The organism is Massilia aurea, assembly GCF_014200505.1.
Lineage (GTDB): Bacteria > Pseudomonadota > Gammaproteobacteria > Burkholderiales > Burkholderiaceae_D > Telluria > Telluria aurea_B.
This window is the reverse complement of the sequence record NZ_JACHBX010000004.1, coordinates 500,710-522,761: the sequence shown is the minus strand read 5'-3', so window position 1 is coordinate 522,761 and position 22,052 is coordinate 500,710. Positions and strand designations below refer to the sequence as shown.

Here is a 22,052-nt window from a genome sequence, read left to right as displayed (position 1 = left end):
TGGGAATTTAAAGTTGTGTAACAATATACGGTTCAACCACGCGTCATGCGACCGAGTTGCAAAGAATGCATACCGGGTAGTCATTTCGACAAGTTTGATCCGAGGGTGCTAGAGTAACGCCATGAAAGTTTTCTATAACGTCCTCGGCGTGCTGGCTGTACTGCTGGGCATCCTCGGCATCTTCCTGCCGCTGCTGCCGACGACACCCTTCCTGCTGCTGGCCTCGGCCTGCTTCGCGCGTGGCTCGGTGCGCCTGCACCGCTGGCTGATCGGGCACCGGGTATTCGGCAAGTACATCGCCAATTTCGAGGCCGGCCACGGCATCCCGCTCAAGGGCAAGATCGTGGCGACGGTGATGCTGTGGGGCTCGATGGCATGGTCATCGCGGCACTTCGACAGCATCGCGATCCTGATCATGATGGGCGTGATCGGCGCCTGCGTGAGCACGTATATGTGGTGGTATCTGCCGACCCTGAAGCTGCCTTCTACTCCCACCAAGCCCATCGTTTCCCCCACCGAGCTGCCGTAAATCGCTGCTTTTCCAGCGCATCACGATCTGCTGCCCGTTTTTGTACTATCATTAGTTACATGAAACGCGACAGCAAACTCTCTTCCGTCCTCCACGTGCTGCTGCACCTGGCCTACAGTGACCGCCCGATGACCTCGGAGCAGATGGCCGCCATGCTCGGCACCAACCCAGTATTGGTGCGGCGCGTGCTGGCCGGCCTGCGCGAACGCGGCTACATCAGCTCCGAGCGCGGCCATGGCGGCGGCTGGACCGTGACGTGCGACCTGGCCCAGGTCACGCTGCGCGATGTCTACGATGCCGTCGGCGCGCCCACTGTGTTCGCAATGGGCAACCGCAACGAGCACAGCGAATGCCTGGTCGAGCGCGTCGTGAATGCCTCGCTCGAAAGCGCGTTTGCCGATGCCGAGGCACTGCTGGTCGAGCGCCTCGGCCAGGTGAGCCTGGCCGACCTGTCGCGCGACTTCAACGGACGTTACGACAATCACCTTCATACGAGGCCCAAGCATGAACACGACTGACCCGACACCGGCATCACCATTGCCCTACGACGCCATCATCATCGGCGGCAGCTACGCCGGCCTGTCGGCCGCGCTGCAACTGGCGCGCGCACGGCGCCGCATCCTGGTGGTCGACGCGGGCCAGCGCCGCAACCGCTACGCCGCCAATTCGCACGGCTTTCTGACACGCGACGGCCAGCCGGCCGCCGACATCGCCGCCGAGGGCCGCGCCAACGTCGCCGCCTATCCCAACGTGGACTGGCACGACGGCACGGCGACCTCGGCCCGCCAGGATGGCGATGGGTTCATCGTCGAACTCGATGGCGCCGACACCGTGCGCGCTGCACGCCTCGTGCTGGCCACCGGCGTGCGCGACGACCTGCCCCCCATCGACGGCCTGGCCGAGCGCTGGGGCAAGAGTGTGTTCCACTGCCCGTACTGCCACGGCTACGAACTGAACGAAGGCCGCATCGGCGTACTGGCCAGCGGCCCGCTGTCGGTGCACCAGGCGCAGATGCTGCCGCACTGGGGCCAGGTGACGTTGTTCACCAACGGGGTGTGCCCGCTGGACGACGCGCAACGGGCCGACCTGCAGGCACGCGGCGTGGAGATCGACGAGACACCGGTGCGCCGGCTGGTCAATGTCGCTACGGTCGTGCTGGAAGACGGGCGCCAGGAAATCATGACGGGCCTCTTCACCTACGGGCGCGTGCACATGACCAGCCCGATTGCGGAGCAACTCGGTTGCGCATTCGATCAGGGGCCGCTGGGACCGTTCATTCGCACGGACGACAGCCGGCAGACCACGGTGCCCGCCGTGTTCGCCGCTGGTGACGCCATGCGCGCCGCCAGCACGGTGGCGCTCTCGGTGGCCGATGGCGCCATGGCGGGCGTCGGCGCGCATCGCTCGCTGCTGTTTGGCGTGACGCCGTTTGCGGCACCGATGATGCCTGCCGTGGCATCGTCGGCGCCTGCGGTCACCCGCGAATAAGCTTCTGCCCGTTTGCGTTGGCGTGACGGATAATGGCAACGTCACTTCACGGGAACCGCTTATGGAAATCATTGTCCTGGGGACGTCGGCCGGCACGCCGACCCGGCAACGCAATATGTCGGGCCTGGCGCTGCGCCTGCGCGGTGCAAAACAATGGGTGCTGGTCGATTGCGCCGAAGGCACGCAGCACCGCATCCTGCGCACGCCTCTATCCGTCATGAGCCTGCGCGCCGTGTTCATCACGCACCTGCACGGCGACCATTGCTACGGCCTGCCGGGGCTGCTCGCCAGCGCCGCCATGGCGGGCCGCAGCGACGCCTTGACGGTCGTCGGCCCGCCGCCGCTGCGCGGCATGATCGAGGCCATCATGGTGGCGAGCCAGCTGAGTCTGCCCTTCCCGCTCGTCTGGCTGACGCCGAGTGATCTGGCTGGCGACTCGGCTGGTGACTTGGCCAATGCGCCGCTCATGCCCGAGCTGGCGGTGGATGCAACGGCGTTGTCACACGGCCTTCCCTGCTGGGCCTATGGATTCACGGAAGCGGCCATGGCGCGCCACCTGGACACGGAGAAATTACGTGCGGATGCCGTGCCGGCGTCGCCGTTGTGGGGCGATCTACAGAAAGGGCGCGACGTGACGCTGGCCGATGGACGCTTCATCAAGGCGACGGACTACCTGATGCCGCCACGCCGCGCGCGGCGTATCGTCGTCGCCGGCGACAACGATCGGCCAGAGCTGCTGGCCACCGCAGCGCATGGCGCGGACGTGCTGGTGCACGAGGCCACCTATACCGAAGACGTGCTGCAAAAGATCGGCCCGGGTCCGCAGCACACTTCAGCAATGCGGGTAGCGCGCTTTGCCGAAGAAGCGGGCGTGCGCAATCTGGTGCTGACGCATTTCAGTCCGCGCTATCAGGACCATGGCGCGCTGCCGATGGCGCTGCTGGAGGATGAGGCACGCGCGCAGTACAACGGCAATCTGATCCTGGCGCGCGACCTGGATCATTATGTGCTGGACCGCAGCGGCGCCCTGGCGCACGCGGAGCAAGCGCCCACCGGCGCCAGGACGGCGCCGTCAACGTCCGACAGACAACCGCGTTGAACTGACGCCGTATTACGCTGTTTCGCCAAATTCGGTTCTGGCGACCTGCACCCGCTTCATGGCGGTATCCGGATCGATGCCGGCCATGATCAGGTTGACGATTTCCTGCTTGTCCTCTTTCCCGATCCACTCACATTCCTTGCGGTGCGAGCAGAAATAGGCGTACCACGACACGTCGGCCGGCCGTTCCTTGCGCGGCTTCAGGCGTGCCGACACGGCGGCGCGTGCGGTCTTGGCATAGTCGGCAAGCTGCGCGTTGATCGTGGTCCAGTCGAACGCCGCGACGGCGTGGCGGTCAGCGTCCCAGTCGCCCTCGTACTGCGCAGGCGGCCGCATCGTTGTTGGCCCGACGGCAAGGACCGCGAGATTGGGCAAGCCATGGGCCGCGCAGAATGCCTCGACGAACCGGAGTTTGGCACCGATACCAACCTGCACTGCGCGATCGAGGATCAGGTCTTTGGGATACAGAAGACGGGCCAGCCTGAGCAGGTCCTTGTAGTTGACAGGCGCGCCCTTGGCAGCGCCCGCGTGGTGCCGCAGAGCGTCGACCAGACGCACGCCGACGTCGATATCATTATGCGTACGCTGTGTATCTGCGGCGGTATGGATGACCATGCGAATCTTGTCAGAGGAATCTGGCCGTGGGCCCAATCCGTCATTATGCATGGGTTTGCATGCCCGATGAATGGCGCTCGACCAGATTCCCGGTGTCGCGGCCTGCGCCTTCCTGCAAGCAGATAAGGCATATCAATGTTGCACAAAATGCCGTGCTGCGATGATTTGGCCCTACAATGGGACGGATAACGTTCTGAAAAACAGCACTCATGCCAATGGAGGCTGCAGGCGTCTTGCCTGGGAGGCCGACCATGATGTATGAATTCCTGTCCAACAATGCGGATGATCTGATCCAGCGGTGTATCGACAAGGTGAACAAGCGCCCGCAACGGAACGCATCCAGAGAGCAACTGCGTACTGGCATACCCATGTTTTTGGAGCAGTTGACGAAAACGCTATACGCAGAAGAGAAGATTGACACAGCGGCTGCAATGGCTATCTCCGGCGCCTCCGGGGGCGAGAGAAAGGACGCATCGGAAATGGGTGCGACGGCTGCCGCGCACGGCGCCGCGTTGCTTGCTCTGGATTACACGGTGGACCAGGTGGTGCACGATTATGGCGACTTGTGCCAGGCGATCACCGACCTGGCCATCGAGCGCGATGCACCGTTTTCAGCGGATGAATTTCGTACCCTCAACCGCTGCCTGGACAACGCCATCGCCAGTGCAGTCACTGAATTTTCCTTCCAACGCGACTGTGCCATCTCTGATCGCTACGCCTCCGAAACCAACGAGCGCCTCGGTTTCCTGATGCACGAACTGCGCAATTCGCTGAGCGTGGCCACCATGGCAGTCGCCGCGATGGAAGTTGGCCATCTGTCCATTTCGGGCGCCACCGGCGCCTTGCTCAAACGTGGGCACGCGGCGATGCAGCGCCTGATCAACCTGTCACTGGAAGATGTGCGAGCCGAGGGCGCCGCAGCGGGGCCGAAAGGCATTTTCTCGCTTGCCGATTTCATTCACGAAGCACGTGATTCGGCGCAGCTTGAAGCTGACAAGCGTGGCTCGGCCCTCGTTGTCGCTGACGTCGACAAACTGCTGGCCATCCAGGGCGACCGGGATCTGTTACTCGCCGCGCTGGCCAATCTGCTCAATAACGCGCTGAAGTTTACCTGCGCGCATACCGCTGTCTCACTGACAGCGTATGCGGAAGGGCAACGTGTTCTGATCGTTGTGCGAGACCACTGTGGTGGTTTGCCAGCGGGGAATGCAGAAAAAATGTTTTCACCGTTCACGCAACGTGGTGATGATCGCTCGGGGCTTGGCTTGGGCTTGTCGATTGCGCGCCAGAGCATCTCGCGTAATGGCGGTCAGCTGTCGGTGGAGGATTTTCCGGGTGTGGGGTGTGCTTTTACGATGAATTTGCCGCGGCATCTGGCGCTGGATGGAATTCCGCCTGCTGAACAGACGCATTGAGTTGAAGAAAAGGGATAGCTTGTCAGCTAACCCTTTTTGATTAATAGATCTCTGGCCTGTGCAGGGCTCTGACGCACTTGCATAGGCTACTAATCGTTCATTATTTCTTGACTCGCACAGCATCAAAAAACCAACCCTGCCAAAAAATGACCAAGTGATTTGGCTTGGTGATAAAGACGGAAGTACAGCTCAGGTCGACGACCGTAACTGGCGTGGGCATACCAAGTTCCTTTGAACTGGCATGAAATTCTTTGCGCAAATGAAGCTGCGGTTCGACCTTGTGCGCATCAAATCCCGTTTTTCCGCAGTCCATTTCTCCAAATTTTACTTGCTCTTTTTTTATTGTAAAAACCTGGCCAAGCAGTTGTTGTGCCTCGCGCTCGTCAAGGGAGGCAATCTCCGCACCGTCAAGCGCAGCAGTAAATCGCCATTCACCAGTGACTCTGCGCTCAATCGGGTCCGAGGCGTGAGCGGATGACGATATGCTCATAGCAATGACTACAATAAGCAACAATATATTGCAGCGCTTAATCCAGGCCATACATGCAAGAAAAGACATTTTCATTCTCCTCATTTACTGACTGCAGTCGCCCGCTACCAAAACTGCCCTAGTAGGACAGTTTTTCTGATTCGTGACAGCGCATTGATTTTGCTTGTCCCACTCGCTCGAAAAATGTCCTAGTAGGACACTTTCGCCGCATGAGTTGCTCGCGCCTGCCGCGGCGGCAAAATGGATAGGCCGGCGGCGAGCTTCGGACTAGAAAGTGTTGCTCGACAGTTTCGCGCCAAGTGCCACCTGACGCGCTCAGCTCAGCTCAGCCCCGGTTGGTCGGCCAATAAAATACCCAGAAATAAAGGTGTCCTAATAAGACAGTTCGCCCCGTGGTTGCTAGGCATGCCGACTGCAATGCCGCCATGTATGAGCTGAACAACGAGACCCGCCGCAAAACTGTCCTACTAGTAAAGTTTTCTACCGCCCTTGCGAATACACGGCCGAAGTCCATTTGCCGCGCGCATATGCGAGTCACTGGTTAAAGAACTTCGCGTCGCATAACGCGGCGTCAGTATCTAGCCGGAGATTAGTCACCGAGTGCTTTCAGAAGCGCATCACGTCCATCCTGATAGAACTCGATGTCGAGCTTTGTGGCCATTTCATCAGACAGGTCAAATAGCTGCCGACGGCAAGCTACAGGGAGCAGCAGCGCCTTTGCTCCCTTTTCGACGGCAATCTCGGCCAAAGTAACCGCGTTGTGGATTGGCTCGATGGTTCCACCCAGTGTCACCTCACCAGCGACTACTAAACCACCTCGAACCGATTTTTTTAGAAGCGCGCTCGAGAGGGCGATTAACGCGGCCACTCCGGTCTTAGCACCCGACTTGGCTGCGTCAAAGCCACGCAGTTGTACTGAGAACTCGTGAGAACGCGGGTCTCGGTCGCCAACTAGCTGCTGGGCTCTCGCATAAAGGTTCTGTTCAGCACAGCGGATGGACTCTTTAAACGGTGCTGGTACAGGGTTGTTGAGAACTCGAACCCCACTACCGGGCCCCTCTGTCACTTCAAGGCGGAACAGACCTGAGTGCTCATCTTGACCACCAGGACTAAGCGTCCAAATCTGCCCACATTCCAGTGGTTCATCTCCAATGCCGGCTTGACTCTGAAGCTCGGGCGTGCTGACGAACTTTTCAACACCTTCGATGCCCATCTTGTAGCTAAAGTGCGTGTTTCGGAACTCGGCTGCGCCGATGCGCTTTTGCTGCTCCTTCACCCGCCGCCGTACCTCTAATGCCAGGCGCACTGCCCACTCGAGGTCCTCGTCGCTAACCGGCATCTCGGCGTTCGGATAAAGGAGCTTGAGAAGGCCGCTGACCGTCTTGTTCACTCCGTTGAGGTCGCGGCCCGAAAGCGCGCCGCCCCAGAATACGCGGCCTTGCAAGGTCGAGACGCGGCTCTGATTCCGCAACTGCGTGAAACATTCGGAAAGGAAGTCGCTGACTAAGCCGAAATGCTCGGTGAACGACCCTGGATTGAGCTTAGGCACGTCCCAGCCAGGCAAGAAACAGTGAATTCGGTCCATGAAGGCCGTGTCATCACGCATCTCTGGCGGCAACGGCCCGAATAGGTGGCCGATTCGCTGCTGATGTTCAACATCGACGTCGAAGTTACCCACCAATACGATGGAACCGTCCGCTCGAATGCTTTCTTTGCCTCGCGAGAACTCACCGCTCTCCATGTAGCCCTTCATAATGTTGACGCCATCCTTTTGGTCGAAGGACACGCCGGACACCTCATCGAAACAGACAACATCGTATTGACACACTAGCCCGCGCTGACCGCTAGCGTTATTGACGAACATACGGGCAACCGTGGCCTTGCCCCCCGAGATGAGGTGCGCGTAGGGAGATACCTGCTGGAATAGGTGTGACTTACCTGTGCCGCGTGGGCCTAACTCCACCAGGTTGTAGTTGCGCTCGACAAATGGGACGATGCGCAATAAGAGCGCATCCTTCGCACGTGCAGACAAGGTTTCCGGCTCAAAGCCCACACTGCGCAGCAGCAGGTCGCACCATTCCACCGTCGAAAATTGCTCGCGTCCCTTGGCCAGCACATCCAGCACCTCGCGCTTGGAGAGTTGAATGGCACGTAAAGCATCCACACCAAAGGGCCGTCCGCCCTTCTCTTGCGCAATCGACGAGTCATAGCCTAGCGTGACTTCGGCGTAGAAGCCGCCAGTCAGCATGCGCTCGTTCTCCTTTACCATCTCTGGCGTCAGCCGTACGTCATTGAGTCGTAAGCTAGGCAAAGTGGCAACATAAGAATCTGTCTTCGAGTCCAAGCGCGCAGTGATGATATCAATGATTTTCACAGAACCGGCCTCACGGGCGCGGGCCTTAAATAGCTCTTCCTCACCCGCCTTGACCGTACGCGAACCCAGTTGTCGCTGCACGATGTCCAGGCCTTCCTGGATTTCGGCTTCGTCGGTCGTAGCGCAGTAGCGGCCAAGTAGGAACTCCACCACGTAGGTTGGCACAGGGAACTGACGACTGAAAGTTCGCACCAGGTCCTTTCGTACCACATAGCCTTCGAACGCTGTTGTGGCCTTACGGTCCAGCTCATCGAGTTGCATTACTATTTCTCTCCCACCGTGGTGGCCTGCTTCAGAAGTATCTCGCCTTTGGAGTCCAACACAACCACCACAGCGGCCGCGTCCATGTGTTCATCATCGGCCACAGCTAAGCTGGCCTTACCCCCTTCCAAAAGCTTGACGCTGGCCACCAGCGAGCTGGAAGCTAAAGCCGCCTCAGTGCGGATGTCCACGCGCTGACCGGGCGATGCGCCCTCCACGACGACCGTGCAGCGTAATCCTTTCCATGTCACCGCTTTCAGCACGACAGGGGAAGCCGCCCCAGAGGTGCCGACACTGTTCAACTCCAGCACCGGCACCAGGCATTCCTGCAGACTAATGCCGCCATGAGCATACTCGGCCCCGGCGATGAAGTTGGTCACCCCAGGCGCATACGCCACTTGTACATCCTTGCACCAGTCCCAGCCAAATGTCAGCGAGGTGCCATGTGCACTGTCCTTAAGTACGGCGCAACGGCCCCAACGCGTCTCCGCCTGATGCTTGGCCAGGTCGGATTTAGGTAAGCCGTACGGAATAAGCAGCCAACCGTGGTCAGTGACGATGCGGATGCGTCTCCACCCTGCGTCGCAAAGTTCGTTGACCCTCTCGACTACTTGGTCGAGTTGAGTGTCCATGTCGCGAGCCAGTCGAATGCCATGTTCGTGCCCATAGTGGTCCAGGTCGCCAGCTTCTGTCCAAGCACGGCCCTGCGGGTCGCCGCACTCATGCTTGCCTAGTGGCTGCACGCCGTGTTCGGCGAGAAGCTTGCGAAAGTTATGACCGGACAGAGGCTTGCCGTCTGCAGCCACCCGAGGTTCGAAGTCGACGTCATCGGCAGCACCAGCGATGAAGGCCGCCACCGGCGAACACCACGCCTTTCCCGACGCTGTCACCGACGGAAGGCTGGTCCAGCGTGCTGACAACTTCGTTGTTCCCAAGGCCGAAATGCGTTGTTGAAGTCGCATTGCAACGTCGTACCGCAGACCATCAACAAACACAGTACAAGTGCCGGCAGCCAGGGCATTGACAGTCGAGAGCTCAACCGGCGTCAACCCACCCGTCTCCTTCACGGCCTCCTGCAACCGACGTGCCGCTTCTTCCAGCCAGGGTAAGTACATCGCGCGCATCGCTCCACTCACAGCCTCCAGGTCGCTCTTAGAATGCACACATCCAAGTGCCTGCAGCGCGGCGTTGTCAACACGCCACCCAGTCTGCTGGTAGCTCACTGCCAATTCCGAAGGAGTCTGCCCAACGGGCACATTTGCGCTGCATTGGGCCAGCTCAGTCAAATGCTCCAACGCCGTCGCCAGCTGCGAGCGCCCCATGCGGGCCCACAACCAGCCACGCCGAAAGCCGTGCTCTTTCTCAGCAGCAGCGACGGCCGCGCGAGCCTGCGGTGCATCCATGACGGCACAAGCCGATAGGGCATAGCGCAACGCAGCTTCGCCCTGCTCGTTGGCCTGCGGATAGCCTGCCAGCTGGTCCTGTTCGGGGAAAAGCCCAAACTGCGGCGGCTGGACCTTGGACAGTAGACCGAAGATATTCGGGAAGCTTGCAAAGGAGTCTCGGTAGAGCACTGCCACCGCTCCCCATTTGCCTTCACCCTTGGCCAAACGCTCGGTGGCAACCAGCACACCATCGGCCAACGGGTCAAAGCCGAAGTCCGACTTGCAGCGCTTGGCAAATACCTCCCATAGCACGAGTCCCCAGTCCTGGCGTGCCGCTTCTGGCGCATTCATCCACAGCAACAGGTCGCGTGCTGGGTTCGGCGCTAGCAGACTGAGCAACCACTCCGCGTTGATGGCGCGGTTGTGTAGTTCTTCCATTGAGTGCTCAAGTAACAAGCCAGCTTGCAGCGCTTGGCCCAGGACCTCTTGCGTCGCATTGTCTTGCGCTACGTTCAAACCCAGGCCGCCACTTTTCGATGCCAAGAAGGCGCTCACCGTCCAGTCCTTTGCATTGGCCTGGCTCCAAAATACTCCGCGGTATTGCAGTTCGGCCAAAGGCTGCAGGTCGCGTGGGCAGGACTCGATGGCCCGTAACTCCGCGCGACTCACGCCCGGCAGATATACGATTGGCACGCCCTCGAATGAAACTTCGGGAATGAGGCCGGCCAATGCGCACTTGAGCCACACCGCCGGGCCGCGACGCCCGTCAGGTTCATAGGAACCCAGTTCGCACAGTCCGGGTAGCAGACTTTTCAACGCAGGCATGGCGGTTTGCCACTGCCGCTCTTTGTCGGGCCATAGCACTGCGGCAGCAGGCGCAGCGGCATGCGAATTAACCTTGGACGCGGCCTGCAAGGCGGTCACAAGTTGTGAGCAGACTGTTGCTCCAGGGGGAAGTCTCATGCGGCTAACTCCAGCGCCTTAAAGTCACGAAAGCTGAGCACGCTTAGTAGTTTCATGCTGCATCACCTCTTGCTTTTTTCTTCTCCGCCACCGTCAAGTGATAGTCATTGATGCGGTCGCCACTAAAGACCTTGAACCAGGGTGCTCTTTCCAAATCTTTTCCGCGGTCTTTGTCCCAAGTGATGTTGAGCTTCGGCTTCTTGTTGTGCCGCAAGACCTCGGCGGTCATGAACGGACGGATATTCAGGCGTATTCCGTCGTTGAGGTCTGGGTTCCAGCCGATGGGTTGCTCAGATAGCGGTTTCCAGCGCACGAAGATGTCGTAAGGTGTCTCGCCTTCGAGGATAAGTTCCAGACGGCGCTTCAGGTCCTGGGCAACGGCCAAACGCAGTTGTGCACCGTCGATACCATCGCGGACTCCAGCCTCCTGCTGGCGAATCCAGTCACCTAAATAAGTGTGGACGAGGCGTTCTAGGTTTTTGGCGTCAAGCTGGTGATAGTTTACTATCGCGGAGAACCCATCTTTTAGGCCGTCCCACACATGCCAAACAAAGGGGCGGTAGTGAAAACGCTTAGCGTGCTGCTCGAAGAACTTATCGCGCAGCCAGAACTCTAGGCTTTTGCCGGCGCAGTCCGCATCGGCTAGTAGCTTGTCGAGCACACTCGGCTTCCAACTGCCGGGCTGCACGGTCTCCCAACTGGCGATTAGCAATTTGAGCAGTCGTTCGTGCGCAGCTGGCTCGCCACGCACCGCAGGCAGGCAAATGATGCCATCATCGTCGGTATATTCGGCCAGTTTCTCACAGTGGGTAATCCATTCACGCGCCTCGTCGGCCAACTCCATTGCAGCATCAGTTTCTGCGGGCCAGCGGTAACCAGTTAAGCGAGCGACTGCAACATGCAGCGGGTCAGTAGCGGGCTGCGGATGGCCGTGAAACAGCCATTGAGTGGGGTCGTCGGAATATGGCTTAGGCAGCCCGCAGGGGTACCGCTCAGCCGCAATTTCCTGCCAGCGGAGAGAATCAAATGGGAGTTTGGCTAAGTATCCGTTATCAATGCTTAGCGACTGATTCATTGCCCGTGCAGAGGAAAGAAACTCTTCGCTGGAGAGGAAGCACCATAGTGCGGGCAGTAGAGACTCATTTACCGGAACGACAACAGGCATGGTGTTAGCGAAGTAGTCGCCAAAATAGAGTGAGGCTGCCAAGCTGCGCACTCGGCAAATAGAGATGCCTCGCTTGTTCCATGCCTCCCGACCTCGCAATGCTGCAGTTGAGGTCGGACCGAAGACATTCGTATTTAGGAGCGATTGAAAACCTGCGAACATTTCTGTCTCGTCAGCGGGCGTTTGAAATAGCGTGAACTGGGAACCACGCTTCTCTACCTCCCAAAAGCAAATAACGAATCGTGGATTGTCTCCAGTGGAAATGCCTTGATATGAGCCAGCGACCCGAGCAAGCAGGGGCGTAGCCGAACGCTCGCCAAGCGAAATAATTGCATCTGGGTTTCCCAGTTGCTCCATTTGGCTGACCGAGATTATCTCTCCTTCACGTATCAAAACCGCTTTCTCCTGTGCCGCCTTTGGCGAACTGGCATCCAGACCGCGTAGCTGAAAATCTTTTGCCGCTGGAATCTTAGTCTGTGTCAGCAAGACGATGAATGCCCCGGCAGCCTGTGGGCTGTCGAATCCGCCTTCGCCCAGCCGCGCAAGCAAGTTCCATTGCACGCGCTGAAGCAACGATTCGCGCTGCTTCTTGTAACTGGTGAGGAACAACCAGTTTTGCGGCATTACGATTTGGACAGCACCCCCACCCTTATCGCTGCTGAGTTCTAGGCAGCGCTCCAGGAAGACGTTAGCCAAGTCGTTCTTAGCCTCAGGGTAGTGGGTCTCGCAGTAGCCCTTCAGCGTGTCGTTCTGCTTTCCGCGCGCCAAATAGGGGACGTTAGTCACCACTAGGTGATAGCGCCCATCGAGCAGCCTAGCCGCATCTAGCAAGCCCTTGGCCGTGAGCGCCAGGTCCCAGCTGTCGTCCTGCAACTCGCTGGCCTGGCCCCACAGAGTCCCAGGACGTTCGGTAGCCAGCGCACGCTCCAATAGGACGCGCAAGGTGTCGAAGCTGGTCGTGGCCAGGTCGTTTTTCAGGCTGCGTGCCGGGTCCAACAGACTACCCAGCAGCGGCGCCTGGGCAAAGCTGGCGTGAAGCAAGCGCAGTTCCTGTCGCACATAGGCGGCGTTGGCTGTACCGTCAGGCACCAGTGCCATCCAGTCCTCGGGCTTGGCCGCCACCTTCAAGCCGCAACAGGCTACCTTCGGTGCCGGCATGTTGGCGCGCACGCCCAGTGGGTCGCCATTCTCGTCCGGAAAGCGCCAGGCCGCCAAGGCTAGCGCGAAGACGGCGATTTCAACGCAGCGTGCATCCAGCTCCAGCCCATGCAGGTTATCAGCAAGTACAGCATCCACTGCGTCCATTGCGCTCAAGCCCTCAGCCTCCATGCGCATGGGAACTAGCATCAGGAAAGCCGCAACCAAGAAGTGGCCTGAGCCGCAGCAAGGGTCGAGCAACATGAAGTCTTGCAGGCGGTCGGGCCAGCCTTCGAACTTGCCAGCGGCGGGTGTTCCGTCTTCCAGCGTGCGTAGGTAGGTCAGCGGAACCGGGCGCGGCTTGGCAGGATGGTGCGTTACCCACCAGGCGCCAAGCGAGTTGTGGAGCAAAAAGTCCACCATGTAGGGTTCAGTAAACAGTTGGGTGACGGCGGGCAGCTCGTCGGCGCCAATCTTCACTTCGGCGGCGTTGACCTCATCCTTGCGCTTGGCCTGCCAGAACTGGTAGACCCAGCCAAGGCTGTCGCTGGCCTTGAACACTTCGAGCGGCAGTGCGGCCAGCAGACGCTCAAGTTCACGCTGATGCTCTGGAGCCAAGGCTAGCTCGAACACCGGGCTCTGCGGCTTAAATACCTGCGGCAGCATGCGGGCGGCAAGCTTGCCGGCCAGCTCCCACTTGGTCGTGGCAGCCAGGTTCATCGCCGGGTCCGCCTCCTGCATCAAAGCTTCGCAGTCGTCCAGTGAGACGGCTGCGCCAGGCTCCCACAACAGCAAGCCGTTCTCAGCAAGAAAGCGAGCAAATAGCATGCGGTGCCAGTGTTCGTAGGACACTTCCCAGACCAGGTGTTGCATGTCCTGGGTATCGTCGGCAGCCTTGACATCGCCTAGGGCGCGACCGTGGGCGCGCAAGCGACGGCGCAAAGTCTTGAGCTCGTCGGTCAGATAGTCGGGAGCCTTGGCTTCACCGACTGCGACCTGACTCAGGGTAGCGCGAGCTCCTTTTTCGGCAACCTCACGTGCCGTTTTGACGGTATTCTCAAGCTGGGTGCGCAGTGGCTTAGCCAACGGCTGGTTATTGATGCTGTGGGTCGGCATGTGTTCTGTATCTTGTTTTCGACATAACGTGGGAAGCGTATACCCGACGTCCTTGTTCATTGTTCAAAGCGCTACAGGGCCGTGCTTGAGTTTGGCGTTCAACAGCGCCTCAACTTCCGTAAGCCATGCCGTGAGCTCTGCTTCGTCGTTCAACGTGCGTTTTGGCAGCGCCACATGGACGACGTTGGGCTTCAAGAGCTGGACCGCCGCGTGCCGGGCCGCCTCAAAGCGACTAGAAAGCGCCTGGGTCTTCGAGACCCAGTGGTCGAGGTCACACTCGTCCAGAGCATCCTGCAATTGCTCTGGCGTGCCAAGCTGCACCGTGCCAGGGGCAGTCAAATTATGCTTGGAGCTGAGTTCGGCACGTTGGACTTCGTCCAGCTTGTTCCAGTCGGTATCCGCCTGGAGCTGGGCCTGCTGTTGCTCGAAGGTTTGATGAAACACTTCCAGCTTGGCGTTCAGGGCCTGGCGCAGTAGGTCTACCGTTTTGTCCAGCAACGGTCGAACTGGGTTTGGGTCGGCCAGGAGGCTGCGCTGCAACTCAATGGCATCTACCTCGGCCCTGAGCGTGGCGTAAGGACCCAGTCCCTTCGCATGGCGCAGAAGCTCCTTTAACTTGCCCCATACAGGCAGCCGCTTGGCAATGTCGTCGGCCGTCTTAGTCCAGGCTTTGGAGAGGCCAATTACTTCGTCGTTGCGAGTGAACAGCTCTAGTAATTGCGCGTTGCCGGTTTGCGCCTCAATGGCCTCAATTGACGTTAGCTTTGGTTCTTCGGGTACGGGTGCTTGGCCACCCGCTTTTGATGCTTGCTCTCGCAATTTAGCCAGCAGGGCTGGCACCTTAGAAAGCTCTTCCTTTGGTTGGCACGGCACACCGACAGTGCTGAAAAGAGTGCGAATCTTGATGAGCTGCGGCGGCGTGATGTTCACGCTCTCACGCTGGAAGCTGGCCTGAGTAAGTTTGGCACGGTCCAGACTTTTGGCGTCAACTGACTTAGAAGACGCATCATTCGCTTTGATGTGCCCCGCAGATAGCAGAGCATACAAAGCACCATCGATTGCATCCCGAGGCCACCCAAAAGGCGGTGCTTCAAAATTCTCGCGAATCTCGGCCCCCTTTTTTCCAGGCCCAATGTAGCTCAGCAGCTTCAGGCACACTGGGTGTTTGTCCGTCTCCTGAGTATGCCCTACGGCCTTCAGCGCCTCCATGTTGCCTTTGCGAGCCTCATCGAGCACCTTACTCCACATGTCGTGGTCGGCGGCATCAAACTGGCTGTAGAGGCGAATGGTAGAGGATTTGGCCGCACGGTTGATGCGGTCGGCTAGGTCATTACCGTCGGTTGCTTCCTGCCCGCCTGCTTGGAACACCCGCACTCCCGCCACGAGTTGGTCCAGCAATTCGGCCAACTCCCTCTCGGCGGTACGCTGTCGACTCTCCATTGAGCGCTGGGCATCACGGCCTTCTTCCGTAGAGGGGCTCCCTTTTTTCTGCAACGTGGTACGTGCTGCTTCCAATGCGACGATAGCATTGCTCAGTTCTGTCTTATGCTGTGCCGGCAGGAAAGCAAACAAAGTCGGGTTATTGGAATTCTTCACCTTGGCTTCGGCAACGACAGATTTTTCTTCGGCCTGCCAGCCATCCTGAATCCACAGGTAGAGATTCTTGTCGTGGTCTTTGGGTAGACTATCGTCGTAAGTAGGTGTGAGACGACGCTCAACGTTGTCCTTGCCCTGCACAACGCGTACCTTCTTCAAGACGTCGCTAAAGCGAGCCTTGAGCAGGTCCGCGCGCTTTTGCTCCACTCGTTGAGGCGCTGCCTTGAGCTCGGCCTCTTGCGCACGGAACTCGTCGTACCAGGAACTCGACTCTCGGGTTTGCAGGCGGTACTCGGTGCCGCTACTCCCCGCCATCGCCATCACCAGGCGGTCCTTGTTCTGGAGCTCATCGAGCAAATCGGGTAGCTTTTTGCGCAGTTCGGAGGAGCCGGCGGATAGGTCTGTAACCAGCAGGTCAGCCAGCGAATCCTCGGTCGCCTTTAGGCCGAGGTCCAGCGCAGCATCGGCAGGCAACTTGTTGATGAGGTAAATGAGCTTGAGCAGTTTGCCTTTCAGCTGTGCCCGCTCGTCGCCAGCGGCAAAGCGTTGGACGTTCTCAAATACCTCCTTGGGTAACTGGGCGGTGGCAAGCAAGTTTGCGGCAATCTGGTCATACAAAAAATCGCCAGACACGACATGACCAAGCGGTGCTTCTGCCGTATCGAGCACGGCCTCATGCACCACGCGAAGCTGGCTACGTAATTGCGACACCGTGCCTGTCGTGTCGATTGTGCGGAGAACACGCTCCCAGAAGCGACGTCGCACCGGCAATAGCGGATAGTCGGATGTCAGAACATCTTCGTCATCGGTGACATGTTCAAGCTTAGTACCACGCAGGTGCCGAGAAATCTCACCCAAGTTAGCTCTCCAGACTTGCTCTACCTGTGGTTGCGCAGAGGGCTTTTTGGCCAGGATAATTTGACGCGTGACATTCTCAACATCCCAGTCACCGAGCATGATTTGAACAGGAAAGCGCCCCATCAGTCTCTGTAGGTTGGGCATGCCAGACAGCGCTGACTGACCAGTACCAACAACGAGCAACTTGCCGTTGAAGTGCTTGCTGAGCGTTTCGGTGACTTCCTGCACCTGGAACGCTTTCTCTGCATCTGCGCCAATGAACTGCTGCACTTCGTCGAGGACAAGCAGTGTTAGTGGAAACTTACCGTCTACTGAAAGCGCAGCATCAACTGCATGCACCAGTTGGTCGCTAGTGATGTCGGAAACCTCAGGAAATTGGCTCTTCAAAATCAGTCTCAAATCCTTCTGACTGCCCGCCAAGTCAGGACGGTGCTTTAAGAGTGACTGAGCCAACGCCATGGACACGTACATTTCAGCCAAGGTTTTTTCGAGGCTGCGCCCTTCGGCTTCCAAGTCAGCGCGTATTGCTTCTAGAATACCCTCCCGCTTCAGCCACATATACAACTGCGCTTGGTTGTATTGCGCCGGCAGGCCTTTGGACTTAAAAACAATGCCCAGCAATGCCAAGCGCACTTTATCGCCAGCACCAGCTCCCAGCTTGCCTGCAGCAGCGTGCAGCGACCCGTATCGCTTACCCTGGATGCTCAACTCCGTCAGGTGTTCAAAAACGCCAGTCGGCAGCTTGGCAAGGCTGCGAGCTGTGGCGGAGTCAGAGAACTGATAATCAGTCCATAACGTGCGCAGCATCTTGACCAAGTGTGATTTACCGCTACCGTAGAAACCGGAAATCCAGACGCCCGGCTGCTCAGTGCCGGCATCCAAATTCAACAGGAACTTGTCGAGAATAGTCTCCAGGCCCTTCTCATATTGGCCGTCACAAACAAAGGACTCCAACTCATAGCGCAGGACAGCCTGAGCCGCGTCAGAATGGTCCTCCGATACTTCAGCCACCCCGTTATTGACGAGGCGGTTCTCTTTCGGTGCCTTGTTGTAGATTTCTTTGTTCAGCATGTTGTGTTCTTTGCCCGTTTTACGATATGGGTAATTAGTCTTGCGCCAGCAGAGGGACGGCCAAATAATCCCAGCCGTCGCGTGCATCCAGCAGTCGATAGGTGTGGTTTTCCGGATGGTGCTCACCTGGGAAGAACACCAGCAAACGGCCTTGAACCGCATCTTTTATGCCTTCCACTACAGACGAAACACGCGCCAAACCAAACAGCGCGCCGGCGCCTAGCAGCGCGACAACGGTGTCCGCGCCTGCCTCAGCACCGATGCGCGCTTTCAGCTTCGTCGTAAGGTCGGCGACAAACTCGGTCAATTCGCCAGCCTGGTAGCCCGCTAAGTCCTCAGGAAATTCAAAGTAGGCTTCGCGGTACTCTTGACTGGCCATCCACTCTGGAAAGGCATTGGTCACATCGAGCAATAGCCACTGTTTGCCCGCCTGATGAGTGGCCAACTCAAACTCCTCGACATTGGCTCGCAGGCGCAGCTCATCGGCCTTGTCGTAAACAGCAAAGATAACCCGCTGAATGGCAGCAAGTCCTCCTTGCCAAGGAACAGTTAAGTGCTGTCGATAAGCCGACACTAGCTTTGATACCTTAGATGACATGGGCAACCTCTTGGCGGATTTGTTCTTCTTCAGAGGTAACGTATCCCGGGAAACGAACCTCTTTAACTCCACCTGCATTCATGAAGATTAACAATCCCCGATGGGATGCGGAATTGGCAAGTGACTCGAATTCCTCGGCCGAAACACACAGCAAGCTCACCCATTCGGAGGTGAACAATCTCTGTCCGCTACGACCTTCGAGAAATCCCAGAAACAGCAGCATCGCCGCAGATTCGGGACGCGCCTCGGGCAGTGCGCGTGATTTCCGGACATGACCCAGCAGGTGGCCTGCAGCCGTCCATGTGCCGGCCACGTTCTGCGAGAAGGATTTGAGAGAAGCAGGACTGAAACGGTCCGGGTAGGTTGAGCCTAGAAACGCTTCGACGGCATCCCGCGTTACTCGAGCTCCTGGCGACAGACCCAAGATGAACTCCTGCGTACTGCGCAAGAGTGGGTCGCGTGCGAGTGCGACAGCAAGAGCCAGCATCGGTTGAGCACCCTCATCCAAAGCCCAAAGCTGGCGCATGGCACGAAAAATTGGGTTGACCGGGTCTAGGTCATACAACGCCGTCATGTGCCTCAATGCCAACTCGCGCGACTTGCGTGTAGGCTTGCCTAAAACATTATTTTCTACGATGGCGATGACGTAGTCAGCACGTGATGCATTCAGCTGAGTGTGCGACAGTAGCACACGCAGGTCATCGAGCATCATGGTGCGAGCAGCATGAGGCCCATTGAGTCCGTAGCGAAAACCAAGCCTGGTGAGTAGTTCGTAGCGCCGTTCAGTCACGTAACACTTCCATGCAGCTTCGTGTTGGCCAAGGTCTCTTTGGAAACTCCTTCCAACGGATAACCCTGTGCTCGACAGTAGGCTACGACCATGACCTCGACCATATTCGCAAGGCTACGCATTTCTCGGTCAGCCGCCAGCTGCAGAGCCGCCTTGAGATGCGGTTCTACTCTGACACTGACTACCTGTGACTTGGCAACGGGCATTGCACGACTCCTGTAAGCATAACGCTAGCGAAATGCTATCTTAACGTAAGTAAATTAGGCATGCTAGGCGGTATTAGCCACAAGATTAGAAGCTGTGACAAGGTGGGTTCTCGCCGCACCGGCGAAATGCTTAATCTGCCACTCGGGAGATATGCGCTATGCTTTGTCGACGTTGACATATCTGCGTCGAATTGTAGAAAAATGTGCCGTTTGGCAATTTTGAAATAGACCCACTGTCCGCAGGCAATAATCCCTATTTGCAATAGTATTGCACACGGGATTGTGAGAAACAAATGAAAAAACTGCGCAGCATAGGTGCGAAAAATGGTTTTTTTAGCACTGCCTGAGTAGTACAAGTCACTGATTTATTAGAAAACTATGACTCGCAGAACTGTGACTGTATTGGTAGGCCTCCCGTGAGTCGAACACGGCACCAACGGATTATGAGTCCGCTGCTCTAACCAAGCATGAGCTAGAGGCCCAGAAACTGGGATAGTGGCAAGTAACTCGCCACCTGCTCACCAACACGAACGTGATGAGCGAAGTGGCGAGAGCATATTGCCTTTAGTACAGATTCGTCAAGCCCGCATCAGCAATCAGCTGTTGTTCTCGAGGAAGCTCTTGAGCTTGTCCGAGCGCGATGGGTGACGCAGCTTGCGCAGCGCCTTCGCCTCGATTTGGCGAATCCGCTCGCGGGTGACGTCGAACTGCTTGCCGACCTCTTCCAGCGTGTGGTCGGTCGACATCTCGATGCCGAAGCGCATGCGCAGCACCTTGGCTTCGCGTGGCGTCAGCGAGTCGAGCACATCCTTGACCACGCCGCGCATCGAGGCGTGCAGCGCGGCGTCCGATGGCGCCAGCGTGTTATTGTCTTCGATAAAATCGCCCAGATGCGAATCGTCGTCGTCACCAATCGGCGTTTCCATGGAAATCGGCTCTTTCGCGATCTTCATGATCTTGCGGATTTTATCTTCCGGCATTTCCATCTTGATCGCGAGCGTGGCCGGATCGGGCTCGGCGCCGGTCTCTTGCAGGATCTGGCGCGAGATCCGGTTCATCTTGTTGATCGTTTCGATCATGTGCACCGGAATACGGATCGTGCGCGCCTGGTCGGCGATCGAACGGGTGATCGCCTGGCGAATCCACCACGTTGCGTACGTCGAGAACTTGTAGCCGCGGCGGTACTCGAACTTGTCCACGGCCTTCATCAGGCCGATATTGCCTTCCTGGATCAGGTCGAGGAATTGCAGGCCGCGGTTCGTGTATTTCTTGGCGATCGAAATCACCAGGCGCAGGTTGGCCTCGGTCATTTCGCGCTTGGCCTTGCGCGCCTTCATTTCACCGGCCGCCATCTGGCGGTTGATGTTGCGCAGGTCAGGCAGCGGCAGCACGACGCGCGCCTGCAGGTCGATCAGGCGTTGCTGCAGTTCCTTGATCGTCGGGATGTTGCGGCCCAGGATTGCGCTGTAGGCGTGGCCGGCGTTGACTTCGCCATCCACCCATTCCAGATTGGTTTCATTGCCCGGGAAGACCTTGATGAAGTGGGCGCGCGGCATGCCGCAGCGGTTCACGGCCACGTCGAGGATCTGCTTTTCGATGTGGCGCACTTCATCGACCTGGCCGCGCAGCGTGTCGCACAGCTTTTCCACGACCTTGGCCGTGAAGCGGATGCCCAGCAGCTCGTTGGAGATCGCGTCCTGCGCCTTGACGTAGGCTTTCGAGTTGTAGCCATCCTTTTCGAACGCCTTGCGCATCTTGTCGAATTGCTGGGCGATCTCGGCGAACTTGGCCAGGGCCGTGACTTTCAACGCTTCGAGCTGCTCGGCCGAGTAGCCGGCGGCGCCAGAGTTGCTCGGCGCCTCTTCTTCTTCCTCTTCGCCTTCGGCGTCGTCCTCGTCTTCTTCGTCCTCGTCCGACTCGCTGGCGACGGGCGCGGCGACTTGCGGCGTGTTGTCTTCGCCTTCCTGGTCGACCAGGCCGTCGACGATTTCGTCGATCTTGATCTCGTCGCTGTCGATCTTGGCGGCGGTGCCGATGATCTCGGCGATTGTCACCGGGCAGGCCGAGATGGCCTGGATCATGTCCTTCAAGCCGTCTTCGATGCGCTTGGCGATCTCGATTTCGCCTTCGCGCGTGAGCAGCTCGACCGAACCCATTTCGCGCATGTACATGCGAACCGGATCCGTGGTGCGGCCGAAATCGGAGTCGACCGTCGACAGCGCAGCTTCGGCAGCCGCTTCGGCTTCATCGTCGCTGGTGGCGTTGGGGACGTTGTCGGACAGCAGCAGCGTCTCGGCATCGGGTGCGTGCTCGTAGACCGCAATGCCCATGTCGTTGAACGTGCCGATGATGCCTTCGATCGCTTCCGGATCGACGATGTTTTCGGGCAGGTGGTCGTTGATCTCGGCGTACGTGAGGAAGCCGCGCTCCTTGCCCGACTTGATTAGGGCCTTGAGCTTGCTGCGGCGCAGTTCGAGTTCTTCTTCGCTGGCCTCGGTATCGGACGAGAACGCATCCTTGAGCAGCGCCTTCTCTTTGGCCTTGCGGTCCTTGGCCTTGGCCTTGTCCGCAGCCTTGAGCTCGGCGCGCTCGACCGCGTTCAGCGCGGCGATCTCATCGTTTTCAGGGGTGAATTCTTTTGGCTTGCGACCGCGCCGGCCCGGCACTTTGACAGACGGCAAGACGTAGCCCGACGTGTCGATGGCGGCAAGCGTGGCCGCATCGGTCGTCTGGTTGACAGGCGCCGAGGTCGCCGTACGCACCTCAGCCTTGTCTTGCGCGTTGTCGGCCTTGGCGGCGGACGTTCTCGTGGTCGTGGCAGCCACGTTGGTTTCGGGTTTCTTGGTTGGCACAGGCGCTTTCGATGTCACAACGACTAACTTTACGGTGGTTAAGA

General features: G+C 58.4%; 14 protein-coding genes and 1 tRNA gene. 5 read left to right on the top strand and 10 right to left on the bottom strand.

The features are described from left to right. The first annotated feature begins 121 nt into the window (after nt 1-121). The 4 genes from HD842_RS19435 to HD842_RS19420 all read left to right on the top strand — a co-directional run bounded on the left by HD842_RS19435 (nt 122) and on the right by HD842_RS19420 (nt 3,116). Complete coding sequence (locus HD842_RS19435; RefSeq protein WP_183556388.1) at nt 122-529, top strand: YbaN family protein; 408 nt, start codon at nt 122-124, stop codon at nt 527-529. 59 nt (nt 530-588) lie between these two features. Continuing rightward, a complete protein-coding gene (locus HD842_RS19430) occupies nt 589-1,047 on the top strand; it encodes an Rrf2 family transcriptional regulator (RefSeq protein ID WP_183556387.1) in 459 nt (152 codons plus the stop codon). Next, nucleotides 1,034-2,017 (top strand): NAD(P)/FAD-dependent oxidoreductase, encoded by a 984-nt coding sequence (locus tag HD842_RS19425; RefSeq protein WP_183556386.1) that lies wholly within the window; start codon nt 1,034-1,036, stop codon nt 2,015-2,017. Before HD842_RS19430 ends, HD842_RS19425 begins: the two co-directional genes overlap by 14 nt. 61 nt (nt 2,018-2,078) lie before the next feature. After that, complete coding sequence (locus tag HD842_RS19420) at nt 2,079-3,116, top strand: ribonuclease Z (protein WP_183556385.1); 1,038 nt, start codon at nt 2,079-2,081, stop codon at nt 3,114-3,116. A 12-nt stretch (nt 3,117-3,128) separates the two neighbouring features. On the opposite strand, the gene HD842_RS19415 is transcribed toward HD842_RS19420, so the two are convergent. Further along, nucleotides 3,129-3,731, bottom strand: a complete 603-nt coding sequence (locus HD842_RS19415) for a hypothetical protein (RefSeq protein WP_183556384.1) — start codon at nt 3,729-3,731, stop codon at nt 3,129-3,131. 251 nt (nt 3,732-3,982) lie between these two features. Here HD842_RS19415 and HD842_RS19410 point away from each other — a divergent pair, with 251 nt between their 5' ends. Continuing rightward, a complete protein-coding gene (locus tag HD842_RS19410; RefSeq protein ID WP_229424834.1) occupies nt 3,983-5,146 on the top strand; it encodes a sensor histidine kinase in 1,164 nt (387 codons plus the stop codon). A gap of 100 nt (nt 5,147-5,246) precedes the next feature. Here HD842_RS19410 and HD842_RS19405 read toward each other — a convergent pair whose 3' ends face one another. From HD842_RS19405 to rpoD, 9 genes are all read right to left on the bottom strand, one after another. Beyond that, on the bottom strand, nt 5,247-5,705 hold the full coding sequence (locus HD842_RS19405; protein ID WP_183556383.1) for a hypothetical protein: 459 nt from the start codon (nt 5,703-5,705) through the stop codon (nt 5,247-5,249). A gap of 520 nt (nt 5,706-6,225) precedes the next feature. After that, a complete protein-coding gene (brxL, locus tag HD842_RS19400) occupies nt 6,226-8,271 on the bottom strand; it encodes a protease Lon-related BREX system protein BrxL (protein WP_183556382.1) in 2,046 nt (681 codons plus the stop codon). 2 nt (nt 8,272-8,273) lie between these two features. Continuing rightward, a complete protein-coding gene (pglZ, locus tag HD842_RS19395; protein WP_183556381.1) occupies nt 8,274-10,619 on the bottom strand; it encodes a BREX-1 system phosphatase PglZ type B in 2,346 nt (781 codons plus the stop codon). A 52-nt stretch (nt 10,620-10,671) separates the two neighbouring features. Next, nucleotides 10,672-14,037 (bottom strand): Eco57I restriction-modification methylase domain-containing protein, encoded by a 3,366-nt coding sequence (locus HD842_RS19390; RefSeq protein ID WP_183556380.1) that lies wholly within the window; start codon nt 14,035-14,037, stop codon nt 10,672-10,674. A gap of 63 nt (nt 14,038-14,100) precedes the next feature. Continuing rightward, entirely contained in the window at nt 14,101-17,562 is a 3,462-nt protein-coding gene (brxC, locus tag HD842_RS19385) for a BREX system P-loop protein BrxC (RefSeq protein WP_183556379.1), read from the bottom strand. A 34-nt stretch (nt 17,563-17,596) separates the two neighbouring features. Then, nucleotides 17,597-18,160, bottom strand: coding sequence for a DUF1788 domain-containing protein (locus HD842_RS19380; RefSeq protein WP_183556378.1), 564 nt, complete (start codon nt 18,158-18,160; stop codon nt 17,597-17,599). Beyond that, nucleotides 18,150-18,872: a hypothetical protein gene (locus tag HD842_RS19375; protein ID WP_183556377.1), complete on the bottom strand. Its 723-nt coding sequence runs from the start codon at nt 18,870-18,872 to the stop codon at nt 18,150-18,152. Before HD842_RS19375 ends, HD842_RS19380 begins: the two co-directional genes overlap by 11 nt. A gap of 687 nt (nt 18,873-19,559) precedes the next feature. Beyond that, nucleotides 19,560-19,638 (bottom strand) — tRNA-Ile (locus tag HD842_RS19370). 114 nt (nt 19,639-19,752) lie between these two features. Continuing rightward, a complete protein-coding gene (gene rpoD, locus HD842_RS19365; RefSeq protein ID WP_183556376.1) occupies nt 19,753-22,008 on the bottom strand; it encodes an RNA polymerase sigma factor RpoD in 2,256 nt (751 codons plus the stop codon). Between the last annotated feature and the right edge of the window lie 44 nt (nt 22,009-22,052).

Bases quoted from the DNA above. Each gene is read 5' to 3' on its own strand.
- HD842_RS19435 (WP_183556388.1), top strand. From the start codon at position 122: ATGAAAGTTTTCTATAACGTCCTCGGCGTGCTGGCTGTACTGCTGGGC.
- HD842_RS19430 (WP_183556387.1), top strand. From the start codon at position 589: ATGAAACGCGACAGCAAACTCTCTTCCGTCCTCCACGTGCTGCTGCAC.
- HD842_RS19425 (WP_183556386.1), top strand. From the start codon at position 1,034: ATGAACACGACTGACCCGACACCGGCATCACCATTGCCCTACGACGCC.
- HD842_RS19420 (WP_183556385.1), top strand. From the start codon at position 2,079: ATGGAAATCATTGTCCTGGGGACGTCGGCCGGCACGCCGACCCGGCAA.
- HD842_RS19415 (WP_183556384.1), bottom strand. From the start codon at position 3,731: ATGGTCATCCATACCGCCGCAGATACACAGCGTACGCATAATGATATC.
- HD842_RS19410 (WP_229424834.1), top strand. From the start codon at position 3,983: ATGATGTATGAATTCCTGTCCAACAATGCGGATGATCTGATCCAGCGG.
- HD842_RS19405 (WP_183556383.1), bottom strand. From the start codon at position 5,705: ATGTCTTTTCTTGCATGTATGGCCTGGATTAAGCGCTGCAATATATTG.
- brxL (WP_183556382.1), bottom strand. From the start codon at position 8,271: ATGCAACTCGATGAGCTGGACCGTAAGGCCACAACAGCGTTCGAAGGC.
- pglZ (WP_183556381.1), bottom strand. From the start codon at position 10,619: ATGAGACTTCCCCCTGGAGCAACAGTCTGCTCACAACTTGTGACCGCC.
- HD842_RS19390 (WP_183556380.1), bottom strand. From the start codon at position 14,037: ATGCCGACCCACAGCATCAATAACCAGCCGTTGGCTAAGCCACTGCGC.
- brxC (WP_183556379.1), bottom strand. From the start codon at position 17,562: ATGCTGAACAAAGAAATCTACAACAAGGCACCGAAAGAGAACCGCCTC.
- HD842_RS19380 (WP_183556378.1), bottom strand. From the start codon at position 18,160: ATGTCATCTAAGGTATCAAAGCTAGTGTCGGCTTATCGACAGCACTTA.
- HD842_RS19375 (WP_183556377.1), bottom strand. From the start codon at position 18,872: ATGATGCTCGATGACCTGCGTGTGCTACTGTCGCACACTCAGCTGAAT.